We start from the raw sequence: 16,783 nt of genomic DNA, 5'->3' as shown, positions 1-16,783 counted from the left end.
GGCTACCGTGGGACGGTGACCACCGACGCAGCCCCCACCGCCCCTCCCGTCGCCGCGCGCAAGCCCGTCGTCCGCAGCCATCACGGCGACGACGTCGAGGACGCGTACGAGTGGTTCCGCGCCAAGGAGGACGCCGCGGTCATCGCGCACCTCGAAGCCGAGAACGCGTACACCCAGGAGCGCACCGCCCACCTCTCCGAGCTGCAGGACGCGATCTTCGGCGAGATCAAGGGCCGCACGCTCGAGACCGACCTGTCGGTCCCGACCCGGCGCGGCGACTGGTGGTACTACGGCCGCACGGTCGAGGGGAAGCAGTACGGCATCCAGTGCCGCGCCCCGCTCGCATCCGCCGACGACTGGACGCCGCCCGAGCTGTCACCCGACGCGGACGTGGAAGGCGAGCAGATCCTGCTGGACGGGAACGTCGAGGCGGAGGGCCACGAGTTCTTCTCGCTCGGCAGCTTCGAGGTGACCACAGCCGGCGATCGGATGCTGTACGGCGTCGACGTCGCAGGAGACGAGCGCTATACGGTGCGCGTGCGCGATCTGATCACGGGAGAGCAGCTGCCCGACGAGATCCCGGGCACGTTCGCCGGTGCGACCTTCTCCCCCGACGGCCGCTTCATCGTCTACACGACCGTGGATGACGCGTGGCGTCCCGACACGGTGTGGCTGCACGAGCTGGGCACCCCGGTCGCGGACGATGTGAAGCTCTTCCACGAGCCCGACGAGCGGTTCTGGCTCGGGGCCGGGTTCACCCGCAGCGACCGCTACCTCGTGATCGGAATGGGCTCGTCGATCACCTCGGAAGAGTGGCTCGTGGATGCCGACGACCTGCGCTCCGAACCCCGGCTGGTGTGGCCGCGCACCGAGGGAGTCGAGTACGACTCCTCGCACGCGGTGATCGACGGCGAAGATGTGCTGTTCATCCTGCACAACGACGGCGCTCTGGATTTCGAGCTGCTCAAGGTGGCGGCATCCGACCCCGCCGGCCCACGCGAGGTCGTCGTCCCCCATCGCACGGGCGAGCGGCTGCTCGGAGTCTCGACGTTCCGCGACTGGGGCGTGCTCGCGTACCGACGCGGCGGACTCGCGCGACTCGGGATGCTGTCGTACACCGACGGATCGGTCTCCGAGCTCGAGTTCGACGAGCCCCTCTACTCGGTCGGCTCCGGCGGCAACCCGGAGTGGGCACCGCCGCTCATCCGCATCGGCTACGGTTCGTTCGTCACCCCCGGTACTGTGTTCGACTACGAGGTCGCGACCGGCGAGCTGCTGCTGCGCAAGCGCCAGCCGGTGCTCGGCGGCTACGAACCGTCCGACTACGCCCAGGAGCGAGCCTGGGCGACTGCGCAGGACGGCACGCAGATTCCGATCTCGCTCGTCTGGAAGCGCTCGTTCGGCGACGCCGGCGCGGCGCCCCGCGCGCTGCACCTCTACGGGTACGGCTCGTACGAGCACTCCATCGAGCCGGGCTTCTCCGTGCCTCGCCTGTCCGAGCTCGACCGCGGCGTCATCTTCGCGGTCGCGCACGTGCGCGGCGGCGGCGAGATGGGCCGCCAGTGGTACGAGGACGGCAAGCTGCTGCACAAGCGCAACACGTTCACGGACTTCGTCGCCTGCGCCGTGCATCTGATCGATCACGGCTACACCTCCGCCGACCGCATGGTCGCCGAAGGCGGCAGCGCCGGCGGCCTGCTGATGGGAGCGGTCGCCAACCTCGCGCCTGAGCTGTTCGCCGGCATCCTCGCGGACGTGCCCTTCGTCGACGCGCTCACCACGATCCTCGACCCGTCGCTCCCGCTGACGGTGATCGAGTGGGATGAGTGGGGCGACCCGCTGCACAATGCCGATGTGTACGCGTACATGAAGTCGTACTCGCCGTACGAGAACGTGCGGGCGGATGCCGCGTACCCCCGGATCCTGGCGGTCACCTCGCTGAACGACACGCGCGTGATGTACGTCGAACCGGCCAAGTGGGTTGCGCGGCTGCGTGAGGTCGGCGCGGACGCGCTGCTGAAATGCGAGATGGTCGCCGGTCACGGCGGCGTCAGCGGGCGCTACAACGCCTGGAAGGAGCGGGCGTTCGAGCTCGCCTGGCTGCTGGACGTCGTCGGCGCGACCGACGCCTGACCGCCGGCGGCAGATGCCGGGTCATCCGTCAGCCGCACGAACACAGGAGAACGCACCGGTACAGGACCCATCCGTCGCACTCGTCCTGTCTCGGAGAGATCTCCTGCCTCGGCGCGCGCAAGGGTCCCGCTCAGCGGTGAAGCCCCTGGGCGATGGCGGTGGAAACGGTCCCGATGACGTATTCGGGCTGGAAGAGCACCTGGAAGTAGTCGAAGCGCAGCACGGTGTACCCGCGGAGGGTCAGCCGCGCGTCGGCACGGAGATCGCGGCGGCGTTCCTTGGCCTGGTGGTGCGCGAACCCGTCCAGCTGTACGACCAGGTGCTCGCCGATCAGTCCGTCCAAGGGGTGCCCGTCGATCCACACCTGTTGGCGCACCGAGACGCCGATCGTTCGCATGAGCACGAGAAATCTGGTCTCGACGCCTGAATCCGAGGGGTTCGACGCCGACTTGGCCATCCGGCGCGCTGACTCGCTCCGCCACTGGATCCGTGCGAGCACCGCCGGGTCGACGTGCTTCCTGCGGATCGCCGACTCCCAGACGGCGAGGGCTTCTGCGAGTGGAACGCATCGCGCCACGTGATGCAGGACGTTGATGATCGGATCACGAAGAGCCGTCGCCGCGATGGGCGCCGGGCCGCGCGACCAGTGCAACCGGACACCATCCGAGTCGCGTCCCGAGGCCCTAGGAGCGATTGCGATGTGCAGTTCGGAGTGATCGGGCGTCCACAGCTGCAACCGCTGCGCCTCCGAGAGGCACGTTGCGCGACCACCGATCTCGGCGGCGCGCCGAAGCCGCTCGTCGCAACCCGGCAACGCCAGCCAGGAACGCCGCACGCGATCGACGAGACCGCGATCGACAGCGGCACGCATGGCGTGCATCGTGAAGCCTTCGGCGAGCACCACCCTCGAATGCGCGACACCGCCGCACGCGGCGATCCACTCGGTGAGCTCCTCGATCGGACGCATGCCTGCCATGGTGCGAGAGCCGCGGCATCCCCACTCGTGCTCGATCGTTGGCGGTGCAGGTCGCCGCGCGATCGGTCCCTGTGGAGGAATCCCGGCTCAGTGCCGTCGCACCGACACAGGAGAACGCACCGACGGAGGACGCTTGCGCGGATGCACGTCCTGCCGCCGGGATTTCTCCTGTCTTCGTGCGAAGGCGCATCGAGACGAGCGGATGCTGCGGCCGCGGCATCCGGTCGGCCTGCGGCCTCAGCCGAAGAGCGCTGCGGCCTCTTCGTAGCGGTAGAGCGGCACGGTGTTCAGTTCGCCGAGCGCCTCGGCGAAGGGCACGCGCACGATGTCGGTGCCCTTGAGGGAGACCATCTGGCCCCAGGCGCCGTCCACGACCGCATCGGCGGCGTGCAGGCCGAGGCGTGTCGCCAGGACTCGGTCGAAGCCGGACGGAGATCCTCCGCGCTGGATGTGGCCGAGCACGGTCGCACGGGTCTCGATGCCGGTGATGCGCTCGATCTCAGGCGCGAGGACCTCGCTGATCCCGCCGAGCCGTGGGCGGTTGAATGCGTCCAGGCCCTTGTCGCTGAACGCCTCGTGCATGCCCTCGAGCGTGAAACCCTCCGACACCACGACCAGCGGCGCCCGGCCGCGGTCGTGCGCCTTCGAGACGAGCTCGCAGATGTCGTCGATCGTGAGGGGCACCTCGGGGATGAGAATCGCGTGCGCGCCTGCGGCGATCCCCGCGTGCAGGGCGATCCAGCCGACGTGGCGGCCCATCACCTCGGCGACCATGCACCGCTGGTGCGAGTCACCGGTCGTGCGCAGCCGATCCATGGCTTCGGAGGCGATGTTCACGGCCGTGTCGAATCCGAACGAGTAGTCGGTCGCGCGCAGGTCGTTGTCGATCGTCTTGGGTACGCCCACGACGTTGATGCCGTCTTTGGACAGCCGGTCCGCCGCGGCGAGCGTGCCCTCGCCTCCGATCGCGATGATCCCGTCGATCCGGTGGCCGTAGAGCGTCTTCGCGATGTTCTCCGCACCGCCGCGCGACCCCTCATACGGGTTCGTGCGGCTCGTGCCGAGGATCGTGCCGCCGATCTTCGAGAGGCCCTTGACCTCGTGGCGGGTGAGCGGGAAGAAGTCACCGTCGACCACGCCCCGCCAGCCGTCGCGGATGCCGACGAACTCGAGGTCGTACGCGGTGGTGCCCTTGAGCACGACGCCGCGGATGACGGCGTTGAGGCCGGGGCAGTCGCCACCGCTGGTCAGGATGCCGATCTTCATGCTGTGGTCCTTGCTGTCGGGTATCGAGCCGGCAACGCTGCCTCACCCGACCTTACCGTCGAGCGCGCGGCACCTGCCACTGACGCCGGCCCTGCGCCGACTCGACCGACTACTCGGCGCCGAGTGCCTGGCGCACGAGGTGCATGAGCGCCGAAAGCTGCACCGAATCGCTCGACTGCGGGTCGACCGCGTCGCCGTCGAGGGCCCGCTGCGCGAGACCCTGCTTCGAGTCGATCAGTTCGGCGATCTTGGTGTCGATCGTGTGCGCGGCGATGATCCGCCAAGCCGTGACCGGCTCGTCCTGGCCGATGCGGTGCACCCGGTCGATCGCCTGCGTCTGCTCGGCCGCCGTCCACGACAGCTCGGCCAGCACGACGTTCGATGCCGCCTGCATGTTCACGCCGACACCCGCCGCGGTCAGCGAGCAGACCGCGATGCCGACCCCGGGGTCGTTGTTGAACGCGTCGATCGCCGCCTGGCGTGCGGGTGTGGTCTGGTCGCCGCGGACGGAGATCGTCCGCAGGCCGGCAGCGGCGAAGTGCGCCTCGGCGGCATCCATCACGTCGATGTGCTTCGCGAAGAACACGACCTTGCCGACCGACCGCTGCAGCTGCACTGCGTAGTCCGCCGCCAGCAGCGCCTTGGCCTGACCGATCTTGCGGACCATCGTGAACACGTTGTCCCCGCCGGTGCCGGCCGCCTTGGACTCGTCGAGCTCGTTCTGCGCGACCAGTCGCACGATGTCGGAGTCGACTTCGCCGGGAGCGAGGCCCCGGTCGCCTCGGGCGTCGATGATGCGCCGGTACCGGTCGGCGAGCCGCGCGCCGAGCTCGCGCTCGGCCTGCCGGATCGATCGCCCGAACTCGTCGTCCAGTTCGACCGGAAGGTCGGCGATGAGCTTGTCGGGGAGGTCGGCCGCCACGTCCTTCTTCTTGCGGCGCACGATGCCCATCGAGATGACGGCCTCGCGTGCCTCGGGATAGAACGCCTTGTCGGCGGGTGTCAGACCGGTCGCGTCCAGGCGCTCCATCAGCAGGGGGCCGGGCTTCTCGCCGGTCGTCCAGCCCAGGAAGCGCCAGATCGCGTCGAAGTCCTCGACGTCGTTGATGAGCGGCGTTCCGGTCAGGGCGAGCAGCAGCGGATTGCGCACCTGCTCGCGGATGCGTGCCCCGAGCGCCAGGACGTTCTGAGAGCGCTGCGAACTCAGGTTCTTGATGAAGTGCGCCTCGTCGACGACCATGCCCTTCAGCCCGATCGAGCTCAGCCACGACAGGTGACGGTCGAGGATCTCGTAGTTGACGATGAACACGTCGGCGAAGGCATCCACATCCTCACCGTCGCCGGAGATGACGGTCGCCCGGCGCTGCGGCGTCCACCGCTCGACTTCGCGCGCCCAGTTCATCTTCACGACGTTGGGGACGACGGCCAGCAGCGGGTACGCATCGGCGACGGATGCCGCGAGCACGGACTCGGCGGTCTTGCCGAGTCCCGGTTCATCGGCGAGGAGGAAGGTGCGATGCCCGTCGCGCACGGCCTCGAGGAAGCGCGACTGGTGCACCATGATCTCCAGCCCCTTGGGCGAGAGCCGGTCGAACTCGGGGATCGGGGGCAGTTCCATCGTCGCCTGTCCGCCGCCGGCGCCGGTCTCGAATGCCTTGTAGAGCGGTCCCATCAGCTCCCAGCCGTCCAGGCGGCGCCGTGGCGTCTCCTTGGGCGCGTGCCCGGCCAGATCGGGCGCGAGGAAGGGATTTGCCATCTGCCGCGACTCGATGGTCGGCGGCACGACCTGGCGCTGCGCGAGCGCGGCCGGGACGACACCCGTCGAGGTCGGCGCGACATCCGTGATGATGAGCTCGTCGGGGGCGAGCTCGGCGCCCGACTCCAGCAGCCAGTCCCGCCGCATGCGTCGCGCGACCGGGCTCGCCGCCTGGTCGACTTCGAGCAGCTGGATGAGCGACGTGTCGCGGGCGGCGGTCTTCGCGAGGATCGTGGCGACCCCGTCGAGGCGCTTGAGCAGCTCTGAGCGGGCGCCGTCGGCCAGCGAGGTGTCGGCTTTCACCCGGGCGCGCTCTTCGCGCACCAGGAACGCGATCACCTGGAATTTGACGCGGTTCGTCGGGCCGAGCTTGCCGCGCTGGGCTTTGGCCTCGACCTCGCGCACCTTGCGGGCGAGGATCGGGATGATCGGAGCCTCATCGTCGCGACGCGACGACTGGGGCTTCCTGCGCCGCTGGGCGGACGACGAGGTCTGACCTGTCGTCTTCTGCGCGGCAGATGCCGTGGTCGGCATGCTCCTCCTGAGCGTGAGTGCCGGAATGCTCCGGCGGTGACCGGTCGGGACCGGCGAGGTCGGCGTGCTCCCGCGGGCGGCATACGCCGTCACGAACGCGGGACGGGATGTCGGTCCTCCGGCCGCGGGCACTCGCTTCTGCGAGCTGCGGCGATGTCGGCGACGAGATCCTCGGTGGTCAGTCTAGCGGAATGGCGCCGGTTTCAGCCCCAGAGCGTCGCGATGATGTCTTCGGTGTACCCCTCCACCTCGAAGTTGATCGTCGAAGTGGAGATCCAGGCGTTCCCGCGCAGCACGTGCGTCTCGGTCAGCTGCACGATGTCGTCGTCCTGGGTGACCATCGTCTGCTCCGATCGGCAGATCGTGCCGCCCTCGATCGACTCGCACGCGAACCCGGCGCCAGTGAGCGCGTCCGAGATGGCGGTCGCCTGCGCCTCATCGACGATCGAGACGTTCGTCGCGAGGCCCGTCTCGCTGGGCACCGCCCACGTGCAGCGGATCGTCGGGATGCCGGAGGTCAGGATCTCGAGCGCGTCGACGTTCTGGGTGGAGGTCATCGTGACCCCCGGGTCGTTCAGCACGTCGCGCTGCTGCAGCGACGCGAGCATCGCGGCCGAATACAGCTGCTCGCACGCCGTCGGAAGCTGGATGTCGCCCTCCGCCTGCGGTGTCACGGTCGGCGTCGGCGACGCCGACGGGGATGCCGTCGGCGAGGTGGTCGTGGTGGGCGACGCGCTCGGAACGGGCTCCGGCCGGCATCCGGCAATGCCCAGACACAGCACGGCGGCCACCGCCAGGCCCGCCGAGATGCGCAGCGTCCGCGCGGAATGCGGTCTTGCGATGATCACGGGAGCGCCTCCGGGGTTCGTGATCCCGGCAAGGCTATTGCCCGCCGGCGACGCCCTGCTGCCACATCGAGAGCGTCGCGGGATCGTCGGTTACGATACCGTCCACCCCGAGCGCCGTGACCTCATCCCACTGCGTGTCGCTGTTGAGGGTGTAGACGACGACCCGGATCCCCGCCGAGTGCAGCTCATCGACCACCTCCGGACGATCCAGGATCGCCCGGCGATCGACGACGAGCCCGCGCACGCCGGCCTCGGTGGCTGCGCGCACGACGTCCTCAGGCAGGTGGCGCAGGATGAACAGACGTGGGAGCACGGTCGAGGACGATCCCGCCATCGCGAGCGTGCGCGCATCGAAGCTCGACAGCGCCACGCGCCTCTCGAGGTTCCGCGCGGTGACCTCGGCCACTGCGGTCTCGACCGCGACGGCATCCCACTCCCCCTTGAGCTCGACGATCGCACGCCGCCCCGAGGCCGCCAGCACATCGAGGAACTCCGCGAAGGTCGGCACGCGGGTGCCGGCGAACTCCTCGCCGAACCACGAACCCGCATCCAGTTCCTTCACCTCCGCGAGTGTCAGTGTCGCCAGCCGTCCGTGGCCGTCGGTGGTGCGGTCGACCTTTGCGTCGTGCATCAGCACCGGCTGCCGGTCCGCTGTGAGCGAGACGTCCACCTCGACGTAGTCGAAGCCGGCCGCGAGCGCCGCTGAGATCGCCGGAATCGTGTTCTCCGGTGCGGTCGCACCCCCACCGCGGTGGCTCGCGATGAAGGCCTCCTCGCCTGCCGTGCGCGTCTCGCCGAGCAGCTCGGTCGCGCTGACGCGCGCGGGCGTGGCGCCGATGAACGCGATGATCAGGCTCGCGACGGCGAGCACGCAGACGATCAGAAGCGCCTGGAGCCGATCCCGCGCAGGGTCGACCACGGGTTCGTCGGGCATTCGGGCATGTCCTCCGGTGGTACCCGCGTCGTCGTCGACGCGTGCGTCCACCCTACATGCCTCGTTACCGTTTCGTTACCGGAATTCGGCTCAGGTTCGGCCTTGGATTCAGACCATGCTCTTGGTGTGCCACACAGTCTTGATCTCGGTGAACGCAGTGATGCGATCCAGACTCGGAGCGGCGGCATCCGGCCCCTCCTCCGGCGTGAGCACGCGCTTGAGCGTGTCCGTCGCGGAGATCTGCAGGTCGATCCAGTCGAGGTCACCCGCGCCCACCAGATCGATCGCGTTGACGTCGGCGTGGGAGGCGAGCCAGGGGGCGATCTCGGCCGGCGACCCTGTCAGGACGTTGACGACTCCCCCGGGGACGTCCGAGGTCGCGAGCACCTCGGCGAGGCTGATCGCAGAGAGGGGCAGGCGTTCGCTCGCCACGACCACGACGGTGTTCCCGCTGACGAGCGGGGGCGCGACGGCGGAGACGAAGCCGAGCAGCGATGAGTCCTGCGGGGCGATCACGGCGACGACGCCGGTGGGCTCCGGCACCGAGATGTTGAAGTACGGTCCGGCGACGGGGTTCGCGTTGCCGGCGACCTGGGCGTGCTTGTCCGTCCAGCCGGCGTACCAGACCCAGCGATCGATCGCCTCGTCGACCTGGGCGGACGCCGCTGCGGCAGTCACGCCTTCGAGGCGGGTGATCTCGTCCACGAACTGCGCGCGACGACCCTCGAGCAGTTCCGCGATGCGGTAGAGCACCTGGCCGCGGTTGTACGCGGTTGCTCCTGCCCAGGCCTTGAGAGCGCCGCGGGCGGCGACGATCGCATCGCGTGCGTCCTTGCGCGACGCCTTCGCGACGTTCGCGACGAAGTCGCCCTTGACGGACTCGATCTCGTACGTTCGACCCGATTCGCTGCGGGGGAACTTCCCTCCGATGTAGAGCTTGTAGGTCTTCGGAACCGCGAGGCGGGTCATCGCTTGGCCCCCTTCTTCGCGGTGCGGGACGTTCGGGCCGCGGCGGGCGCGGCCGCGATCGCCGCACGTGTGCGCGGCCGAGTGGATGACGGAGCGAGGTACGCAGCCAGGCCGTGACGGCCGCCCTCGCGGCCGTACCCGGATTCCTTGTACCCGCCGAACGGAGACGCCGGGTCGAACCGGTTGAAGGTGTTCGCCCAGATCACGCCGGCGCGAAGCCGATCGGCGACCGCGAGGATCCGCGATCCCTTGTCGGTCCAGATGCCGGCGGAGAGGCCGTACGGCGTGTTGTTCGCCTTCGCGATCGCCTCGGCCGGCGTGCGGAAGGTGAGCACCGAGAGCACCGGACCGAAGATCTCCTCACGGGCGATGCGATGACTTGCCTGCACGTTCGTGAAGATCGTGGGCGCGAACCAGAATCCGCTGTCGGGGATGACGCAGTCGGCGGTCCAGCGCTCGGCGCCCTCGTCCTCGCCGATCTTGGACAGTGCGCGGATGCGCTCCAGCTGCTCGCGCGAGTTGATCGCGCCGATGTCGGTGTTCTTGTCGAGCGGGTCGCCGAGCCGGAGGGTCGAGAGGCGCTGCTTGAGGCGGTCGATCACCTCGTCGTGGACGTTCTCCTGAACCAGCAGGCGGCTGCCTGCGCAGCACACGTGACCCTGGTTGAAGAAGATGCCGTTGACGATCCCCTCGATCGCCTGATCGATCGGAGCGTCGTCGAACACGATGTTCGCGGCCTTGCCGCCGAGCTCGAGTGTCAGCTTCTTGCCCGACCCGGCGATCTCCTTCGCGATCGCCCGCCCGACGCCCGTCGAGCCGGTGAAGGCGACCTTGTCGACGTCCGGGTGCGAGACCACGGCGGCACCGGTCGCGCCCGCGCCGGTCACGATGTTCACGACGCCCGGCGGCAGGTCGGCCTGCTGGAGGATCTCTGCGAACACCAGCGCGGACAGCGATGTGGTCTCGGCCGGCTTGATCACGACCGTGTTGCCGGCGGCGAGCGCCGGAGCGATCTTCCACGCGAGCATCAGCAGCGGGAAATTCCAAGGGATGACCTGCCCTGCGACGCCGAGCGCGCGAGGATCGGCTCCGAGCCCGGCGTAGTCGAGCTTGTCGGCCCAGCCGGCGTAGTAGAAGAACCAGGCCGCCACGAGCGGCACGTCCACATCGCGGCTCTCTTTGATCGGCTTGCCATTGTCGAGGCTCTCCGCGACGGCGAGCTCGCGGGCCCGCTCCTGGATGAGCCGCGCGATGCGGTACAGGTACTTCCCGCGATCGCGGCCGCTCATCTTCGACCACGTCCGGTCGTAGGCGCGGCGTGCTGCGGCGACGGCGCGGTCGACATCGGCTTCGCTCGCGGCGGAGATCGTGGCGATGTGGGTCTCATCCGCGGGAGAGATCGTCGCGAAACTGGTTCCCGTCCCCTCGACGAACTCGCCGTCGATGAACAGCCCGTAGGCGTCACGGAGGTTCAGGATGCTGCGCGACTCGGGCGCAGGTGCGTACTCGAGAAAGCTCATGATCTGCGTATTCCTAATCGATCGTCACGTAGTCGGCGCCGGAGTATGCCCCGGTGCGAAGCTTCTGCCGCTGCAGCAGAACGTCGTTCAGCAGGCTCGACGCGCCGTAGCGGAACAGGTGGGGCTGCAGCCACTCCTCCCCCACCGTCTCGGCGACGGTCACAAGGTACTTGATCGCGTCCTTCGATGTGCGGATGCCGCCCGCGGGCTTCACGCCGATCTTCTCGCCGGTGGCACGATGCCAGTCGCGCACGACCTCGAGCATCAGCAGCGTGGTCGGCAGAGTGGCGGCCGGCTGGACCTTGCCGGTCGAGGTCTTGATGAAGTCGCCGCCCGCGAGGATCGCCAGCCAGGATGCGCGCTTGATGTTGTCGTAGGTGTTCAGCTCGCCGGTCTCGAGGATCACCTTCAGGGAAGCGTACGTGCCGTCTGCGCGACGGCACGCCTGCTTCACTCGCGCGATCTGGTCGAAGACCAGGCCGTATCGCCCCGCGAGGAAGGCCCCGCGGTCGATCACCATGTCGATCTCATCGGCGCCGTCGGCCACCGCATCCGCCGTGTCGGCGAGTTTGATCTCGAGCGAGGCTCGGCCGCTCGGAAAGGCCGTCGCGACGGCCGCGACCGAGACGAGACCCTCGTCCGGATCGCCGTGGGCGGCGCCGAGCGCGGCCACGGCGTGCGGAACCATGTCGCCGTAGACGCAGACGGCGGCCACCCGCGGGCAGGTCGGGTCGGACGCGTCGGGGTTGAGCGCCTTCGCCACGAGGGATCGCACCTTGCCGGGCGTGTCCGCGCCCTCGAGCGTCGTGAGGTCGATGAGCTCGATGATCTTGTCGAGCGCCCATGCTTTGGACGTCGTCTTGATCGAGCGGGTGCCGAGACCGGCAGCGCGCTGCTCGAGTCCCACGGCATCCACTCCGGGCAGCCCGTGCAGGTAGCGGCGCAGCGTCGTGTCGTCCGGCTCACCGCCGAGCAGTTCGACGGCGCGCTCGGGCAGCGTCTGCAAGTCGGTTCGGCTCATCGATCTCTCTCCTCTTCGGGCGATCCGCCAGGCAGTGCTCATGTGCGCTCTGCGAGGGCGAGGCGCTCACCCGCTGGCGTGCGGACCGTTCTCGGATGTGACCCGCACCCGCCTGTCGCGCACCATGACGATGATGCCGATCACGACGATGATCACGAATGCGATCGTCAGCGCGGTGAACGCGAACCAGTTCGAGTCCAGTGCGAGGACGATCCCCGCCGAGATCACCGCGATCGCGGCTGCTGCGAGCTTCGATCCGAACTTCAAGCCTACCCCCGGAGTGAGCCGGCCCGCCGGTGAGTCGCCGCGCGCGAGGATGAGATCGGCGAAGCCGTCGAGGGTCGCCAGGAGTGCAGCGGAGTAGGCGACCGCGCATCCCAGAGCGCCCCAGAGGTTCACCGACTTCGCGGGCGCGACATCCACGGCGGCGAGGAGCAGAGTCAGGGCGTCCACGCTGTCGATCGTAGGGGCGCCGACGCCGCGGGTCTACGCCGCGGCGGTCAGCTCAACGACGCACGCACGCGCCGCACGTCATCGGTGATCTGCTCGACGAGGGCGTCGACGCCCTCGAATGCCGTCATGCCGCGGATGCGATGCACGAACTGCACCTCGACGCGGTGCCCGTACAGGTCCAGGTCGTCCTCGTCGAGGACGTAGGCCTCGACCTGGCGCACCGGGACGTCGTCGAACGTCGGATTCAGCCCCACCGAGATCGCGGCGGGATAGCGGATGCCCGAGCGGAGCCCGTCCGCTGACCCCTCGTCGATGAGCCAGCCGCCGTACACGCCGTCGGCGGGCACGAATCCTTCGTGGTCGGGCGACAGGTTCGCCGTGGGGAATCCGAGTTCGCGACCGCGTTTGAGCCCGTGGACGACCTCGCCCCAGACGGACGCCGGGCGCCCGAGCAGCTTCGCGGCGGTCTCGACGTCCCCTTCGGCCAGGACCTCTCTGATCCACGTCGAGGAGACACGTCGGCCCGCGTCGATGGCCCGGACATCGTCGACCACGTCCACGTCGAAGCCCAGTTCGAGACCGAGCTCGCGCAGGACGTCCGGGTTGCCGGCCCCGCCCTGCCCGAACCGGAAGTCGCGGCCGACGAGCACGGTGCGCACATGGAGCGCGTCAACGAGCACGCGCTGGACGAACTCGCGCGCAGTCAGGCTGGCCAGCTGCTGATCGAAGCGGAGCACGAGCGTGGCATCGATCCCCGTCTCGGCGAGCAGCTGCACCTTCTGGTGGACGCCGATCAGATCCGCAGGGCAGATCTCCGGTCGCAGCAGGGCGAGCGGGTTGCGGTCGAATGTCACCGCCACGACACGGGCACCGCCGGTGGCGGCATCCACGCGTGCGCGGTCGATGACCGCGCGGTGTCCCGAGTGCACGCCGTCGAACTTGCCGATCGCGACGACGGAGGGGCCGAAGTCGGCGGGCACCTCGGACGGATCGCGGAAGACGATCACGGGGCCACCGCTGCGTGCTCGGCCTCGGTCGTGGCGGGCGTCTGGACCGGGCGATGCGTGGCCAGCCACCAGATTCCGAAGAACGGCAGCACGAGGGGCACGAACAGGTAGCCCATCCCGAACCACGACCAGACGGTGGGGTGCGCGAACAGCTCCGGCAGCAGCAGGCTCAGAGCGCCGATGACGAGAACACCCACGAGCTCGAAGCAGATCGCGACCCAGGCGGTGATGTACCAGCCCTGGGAACCGGCGAAGACGAGAGCCAGCGTCGCGACGATGTACACGACGGCGGCCGCGGCCGAAAGGGAATAGGCGACGGGTGCCTCGTCGAAGCGCTGAACGATCTGGACGAACGACCGGCCGGTGGCGGCGAGCGCCATGATCGCGTAGACGATCACGAGCACACGGCCGATGCCGCTCATGCGGGGGCGGGATGGCGACGACATGACTGGTCAAGCTTACGCGGTGGGTCAGGCGACCTGGATCGTCCAGATCGCCTGCATGCGCCACACCATGATCGCGACGGCGAGCGCGCCGATGCCCATGATCACGGTGCTCCACCGACTGCGCTCCAGCAGAGCCCACGCGACCGCCGCCGGAGGGATGAGCGCCGCCGAGACCAGGTAGACCCAGAACTCGAGCAGGCTCCCGGTCGGCGGATTGCCGGCGAGCGGGGCGATGATCGCGATCACGATCTGCGCGATGAGCAGCAGCTCGACCAGTGCGAGGGCACCCACGCTCAGGTCGCTCGGGCGCCGTCCGGCGAGGCCGAGCACGACGCACAGGAGTCCCGCGGCGACTGCGACGATGACCTGCGCGATCGTGAACCACAGGATCATCGCGTCGCCTCCTCCGGCAGGTTCATCGCGCTCTTGACGTCGTCGCCGCGGCGCTCGACGACCCCGACCAGCGCGCCGGCCGGGTCGATCGCCGCGGTCCCACCGGTCTGCAGGCGTCCGGCTGCGCCGATGAGGCGTTTGCCGTGACGAAGGTCGCGCGCCTCCTCGGCGGAAACCGGAAACGCGCCGAGCACCGCGGTGGCGACCTCTGCAGGGCGGCGGAGTGGCGCGGTGCCGAGATCGTCGATCGACGCGGCGCCGTCGACCCCGAACGGTCCGATGCGCGTACGACGCAGCGAGGTGAGGTGCCCGCCGACGCCGAGCGCCGCACCGAGGTCGCGGGCGAGCGCGCGCACATACGTGCCGCTCGAGCAGTCGACCACCACATCGAGATCCAGGAGCTGGACGGTCCCCGCTTCCGTCGGCGTGCGCCGTTCGCCGAGCACGTCGAACCGCGAGACGGTGACCGTGCGAGCGGCGAGCTGCACGTCCTCGCCGGCCCGCGCCAGATCGTAGGCGCGCCGGCCGGCGACCTTGATCGCCGAGACGCGGCTGGGCACCTGGGAGATCTCGCCTTTCAGCGGTGAGATCGCAGACATCACGGCCGCCGAGGTCACGCCGGCGGCATCCGTCACCGTCTCGATGTCGCCGTCGGCGTCGTCCGTGTCGGTCGTGGCGCCCAGACGGATGGTCGCCTCGTAGGTCTTGTCGAGTCCGACGATGTAGGTCAGCAGCCGGGTCGCGGCCTCCACCCCGAGGATGAGCAGACCCGTCGCCATCGGATCGAGCGTCCCCGCGTGGCCGATCCTGCGGGTGCCGAGTGCTTTGCGTGCACGGGCGACCACGTCGTGACTGGTCATCCCGCCCGGTTTGTCGACCAGCAGCACTCCGGGAGCGACCATCAGCAGGAGTCCTGGAACACCTGGTGGGGGTGCGTGACATCGGTGTTGTCGATGATGACGGATGCCGCAGCCCGCGGGTCGGCGTCCTTCAGGTACAGCTCCTGGCCGTTGCGGTACCGTGCGTTGGAAGGCGCCGACGGGCTCGGGTCCGACCCGTCGCGCTGCGCCATGCGCTCGTACGCGATGTCGATCGGAACGTCCAGCCACACCGACCAGTTCCACAGACCGCGCAGTTGGGGGCGATGCAGGAAGATGCCGTCGACGATGAGCACGGCATCCCGCGGCGCAGTCGTCCATGCCGCCTCGACCGGGGTATCGCGCCGATAGTCGAACGCCGCGAGCTGGAAGCCGGTCGTCGCGCCGGTCTGTGCGCCATCGCGGAACGGGTCGATCAGCGCACGACGGAAGGTCGAGTAGTCGAAGGAGTCCCGGTAGAACCCCTCCGGCGAGCGGGCGCCGCGCGCGTACCGCTCTGCCCTCGGGTTGTGGAAGTCGTCGATCGATGCGCGGAACACCGCGGATCCGTCCTCGGCGAACACATCCGCCAGAGCGTCCGCGAACACGGTCTTGCCCGCCCCGTCGATCCCGTCCACCGCGATGATGATGCGCCCGCCGCGGTAGTGCTGGCGCACCTCGCCCCGCAGCTGGCGCAGCAGCGTGGTGGCCGGAGTCGTCGGAAGTCGCATGGCTTCCAGCCTACGAGTTGCGCGGCATCTGCTCGTCGCCTTCGCTGCCACCGCGAACGTAGGCTGATCCGCATGCCCGACCTCGCCGTGCCGCTGATCGAGTGGTACCGGCGCAACGCGAGAGATCTGCCGTGGCGACGCCCGGGATTCGGAGCGTGGGGTGTCCTCGTCAGCGAGTTCATGCTGCAGCAGACACAGGTCAGCCGGGTGATCCCGCGGCTCGACGCCTGGCTCGCACGGTGGCCGACGCCGACCGAGCTTGCGAACGACGCGCCCGCGGAGGCGGTGCGCGAATGGGCGAACCTCGGCTACCCCCGCCGCGCGCTGTGGCTGCACCGGGCAGCGGTGGAGATCCGCGACCTGCACGGGGGCGTCGTACCCAGTGACGTCGGCGCGCTGCTGTCGCTGACGGGGATCGGCGACTACACCGCGCGGGCCGTCGCGGTGTTCGCGTACGGCGACCGGCATCCGGTCGTCGACACGAACACCCGACGCGTGCTGGCGCGTGCGATCGGTGGGCAGGCGCAGCCTGGTCCGCCGGCGCGCTCCGATCTGGCTGCGATGGAGGCGCTCCTGCCCGAAGACCGCACCGATGCCGCGATCGTGAACGCGGCGACGATGGAGCTGGGCGCCACGGTCTGCACGGCGCGCACCCCTCGATGCGACGCATGCCCGATCGCGCATGCGTGCGCGTGGCGGGCCGCGGGCTACCCTGCCACCGCCGACACACGCCGCAAGCAGGCTCGCTACGACGGCAGCGACCGTCAGGCGCGCGGGGCGGCGCTCAGAGCGCTGCGGGATGCCGCGGCGAGCGGCATCCGCTCGGATGAGCTGCTCGACGCCTGGCCGGACGCGCTCCAGCGCGATCGAGCGATCACATCGCTCGCCGACGACGGGCTCATCGAGCTGGTCGACGGTATGGCTCGCTTGCCGCGCTGA

At 69.4% G+C, this 16,783-nt stretch carries 16 protein-coding genes; 2 read left to right on the top strand and 14 right to left on the bottom strand.

The genetic code is table 11. The features are described from left to right. Positions 1 to 15: 15 nt before the first annotated feature. Positions 16 to 2,133 carry a S9 family peptidase gene (locus BM349_RS07120; RefSeq protein WP_091705565.1) on the top strand — a complete coding sequence of 706 codons (2,118 nt, stop codon included), beginning with the start codon at positions 16 to 18 and terminating at the stop codon, positions 2,131 to 2,133. A 130-nt stretch (positions 2,134 to 2,263) separates the two neighbouring features. On the opposite strand, the gene BM349_RS07115 is transcribed toward BM349_RS07120, so the two are convergent. The 14 genes from BM349_RS07115 to BM349_RS07050 form a co-directional block, all read right to left on the bottom strand. Next, positions 2,264 to 3,100 (bottom strand): DUF559 domain-containing protein, encoded by an 837-nt coding sequence (locus BM349_RS07115; RefSeq protein WP_254773779.1) that lies wholly within the window; start codon positions 3,098 to 3,100, stop codon positions 2,264 to 2,266. A gap of 246 nt (positions 3,101 to 3,346) precedes the next feature. Next, entirely contained in the window at positions 3,347 to 4,375 is a 1,029-nt protein-coding gene (locus BM349_RS07110; RefSeq protein ID WP_091705562.1) for an ATP-dependent 6-phosphofructokinase, read from the bottom strand. A gap of 109 nt (positions 4,376 to 4,484) precedes the next feature. After that, positions 4,485 to 6,665: a DEAD/DEAH box helicase gene (locus BM349_RS07105; RefSeq protein WP_091705560.1), complete on the bottom strand. Its 2,181-nt coding sequence runs from the start codon at positions 6,663 to 6,665 to the stop codon at positions 4,485 to 4,487. A 203-nt stretch (positions 6,666 to 6,868) separates the two neighbouring features. Continuing rightward, the gene (locus BM349_RS07100; RefSeq protein ID WP_091705558.1) at positions 6,869 to 7,513 is read right to left on the bottom strand and encodes a hypothetical protein; all 645 of its coding nucleotides are present in this window, start codon (positions 7,511 to 7,513) and stop codon (positions 6,869 to 6,871) included. A 34-nt stretch (positions 7,514 to 7,547) separates the two neighbouring features. Continuing rightward, entirely contained in the window at positions 7,548 to 8,447 is a 900-nt protein-coding gene (locus BM349_RS07095) for a glycerophosphodiester phosphodiesterase (RefSeq protein ID WP_091707175.1), read from the bottom strand. A gap of 108 nt (positions 8,448 to 8,555) precedes the next feature. After that, positions 8,556 to 9,416 carry an aldehyde dehydrogenase family protein gene (locus BM349_RS07090; protein ID WP_091705556.1) on the bottom strand — a complete coding sequence of 287 codons (861 nt, stop codon included), beginning with the start codon at positions 9,414 to 9,416 and terminating at the stop codon, positions 8,556 to 8,558. Further along, positions 9,413 to 10,936, bottom strand: coding sequence for an aldehyde dehydrogenase family protein (locus BM349_RS07085; RefSeq protein ID WP_254773778.1), 1,524 nt, complete (start codon positions 10,934 to 10,936; stop codon positions 9,413 to 9,415). The genes BM349_RS07090 and BM349_RS07085 overlap by 4 nt, the downstream gene beginning before the upstream one ends. A 13-nt stretch (positions 10,937 to 10,949) precedes the next feature. Next, a complete protein-coding gene (gene deoC / locus BM349_RS07080; protein WP_091705553.1) occupies positions 10,950 to 11,957 on the bottom strand; it encodes a deoxyribose-phosphate aldolase in 1,008 nt (335 codons plus the stop codon). A gap of 66 nt (positions 11,958 to 12,023) precedes the next feature. Further along, on the bottom strand, positions 12,024 to 12,410 hold the full coding sequence (locus tag BM349_RS07075) for a hypothetical protein (RefSeq protein ID WP_091705550.1): 387 nt from the start codon (positions 12,408 to 12,410) through the stop codon (positions 12,024 to 12,026). A 47-nt stretch (positions 12,411 to 12,457) separates the two neighbouring features. Further along, a complete protein-coding gene (locus BM349_RS07070) occupies positions 12,458 to 13,417 on the bottom strand; it encodes a bifunctional riboflavin kinase/FAD synthetase (protein ID WP_091705547.1) in 960 nt (319 codons plus the stop codon). Further along, a complete protein-coding gene (locus BM349_RS07065) occupies positions 13,414 to 13,863 on the bottom strand; it encodes a hypothetical protein (protein ID WP_091705545.1) in 450 nt (149 codons plus the stop codon). Before BM349_RS07065 ends, BM349_RS07070 begins: the two co-directional genes overlap by 4 nt. Before the next feature lie 24 nt (positions 13,864 to 13,887). Next, positions 13,888 to 14,256: a hypothetical protein gene (locus tag BM349_RS07060; protein WP_091705543.1), complete on the bottom strand. Its 369-nt coding sequence runs from the start codon at positions 14,254 to 14,256 to the stop codon at positions 13,888 to 13,890. Then, on the bottom strand, positions 14,253 to 15,158 hold the full coding sequence (gene truB / locus BM349_RS07055; protein WP_091705541.1) for a tRNA pseudouridine(55) synthase TruB: 906 nt from the start codon (positions 15,156 to 15,158) through the stop codon (positions 14,253 to 14,255). Before truB ends, BM349_RS07060 begins: the two co-directional genes overlap by 4 nt. Continuing rightward, positions 15,158 to 15,844: a nucleoside/nucleotide kinase family protein gene (locus BM349_RS07050; protein WP_091705538.1), complete on the bottom strand. Its 687-nt coding sequence runs from the start codon at positions 15,842 to 15,844 to the stop codon at positions 15,158 to 15,160. Before BM349_RS07050 ends, truB begins: the two co-directional genes overlap by 1 nt. A 72-nt stretch (positions 15,845 to 15,916) precedes the next feature. Between BM349_RS07050 and BM349_RS07045 the strand changes: the two genes are divergently transcribed. Continuing rightward, complete coding sequence (locus BM349_RS07045) at positions 15,917 to 16,783, top strand: HhH-GPD family protein (RefSeq protein WP_091705536.1); 867 nt, start codon at positions 15,917 to 15,919, stop codon at positions 16,781 to 16,783.

The sequence above is a fragment of the Microbacterium sp. cf046 genome (assembly GCF_900114345.1).
GTDB lineage: Bacteria > Actinomycetota > Actinomycetes > Actinomycetales > Microbacteriaceae > Microbacterium.
Note: the sequence above shows the minus strand (reverse complement) of the source record. Positions and strands in the feature narration are given on the sequence as shown.

Bases quoted from the DNA above. Each gene is read 5' to 3' on its own strand.
- BM349_RS07115 (WP_254773779.1), bottom strand. From the start codon at position 3,100: ATGCGTCCGATCGAGGAGCTCACCGAGTGGATCGCCGCGTGCGGCGGT.
- BM349_RS07110 (WP_091705562.1), bottom strand. From the start codon at position 4,375: ATGAAGATCGGCATCCTGACCAGCGGTGGCGACTGCCCCGGCCTCAAC.
- BM349_RS07105 (WP_091705560.1), bottom strand. From the start codon at position 6,665: ATGCCGACCACGGCATCTGCCGCGCAGAAGACGACAGGTCAGACCTCG.
- BM349_RS07095 (WP_091707175.1), bottom strand. From the start codon at position 8,447: ATGCCCGACGAACCCGTGGTCGACCCTGCGCGGGATCGGCTCCAGGCG.
- BM349_RS07090 (WP_091705556.1), bottom strand. From the start codon at position 9,416: ATGACCCGCCTCGCGGTTCCGAAGACCTACAAGCTCTACATCGGAGGG.
- BM349_RS07085 (WP_254773778.1), bottom strand. From the start codon at position 10,936: ATGAGCTTTCTCGAGTACGCACCTGCGCCCGAGTCGCGCAGCATCCTG.
- deoC (WP_091705553.1), bottom strand. From the start codon at position 11,957: ATGAGCCGAACCGACTTGCAGACGCTGCCCGAGCGCGCCGTCGAACTG.
- BM349_RS07065 (WP_091705545.1), bottom strand. From the start codon at position 13,863: ATGTCGTCGCCATCCCGCCCCCGCATGAGCGGCATCGGCCGTGTGCTC.
- BM349_RS07060 (WP_091705543.1), bottom strand. From the start codon at position 14,256: ATGATCCTGTGGTTCACGATCGCGCAGGTCATCGTCGCAGTCGCCGCG.
- truB (WP_091705541.1), bottom strand. From the start codon at position 15,158: ATGGTCGCTCCCGGAGTGCTGCTGGTCGACAAACCGGGCGGGATGACC.
- BM349_RS07050 (WP_091705538.1), bottom strand. From the start codon at position 15,844: ATGCGACTTCCGACGACTCCGGCCACCACGCTGCTGCGCCAGCTGCGG.
- BM349_RS07045 (WP_091705536.1), top strand. From the start codon at position 15,917: ATGCCCGACCTCGCCGTGCCGCTGATCGAGTGGTACCGGCGCAACGCG.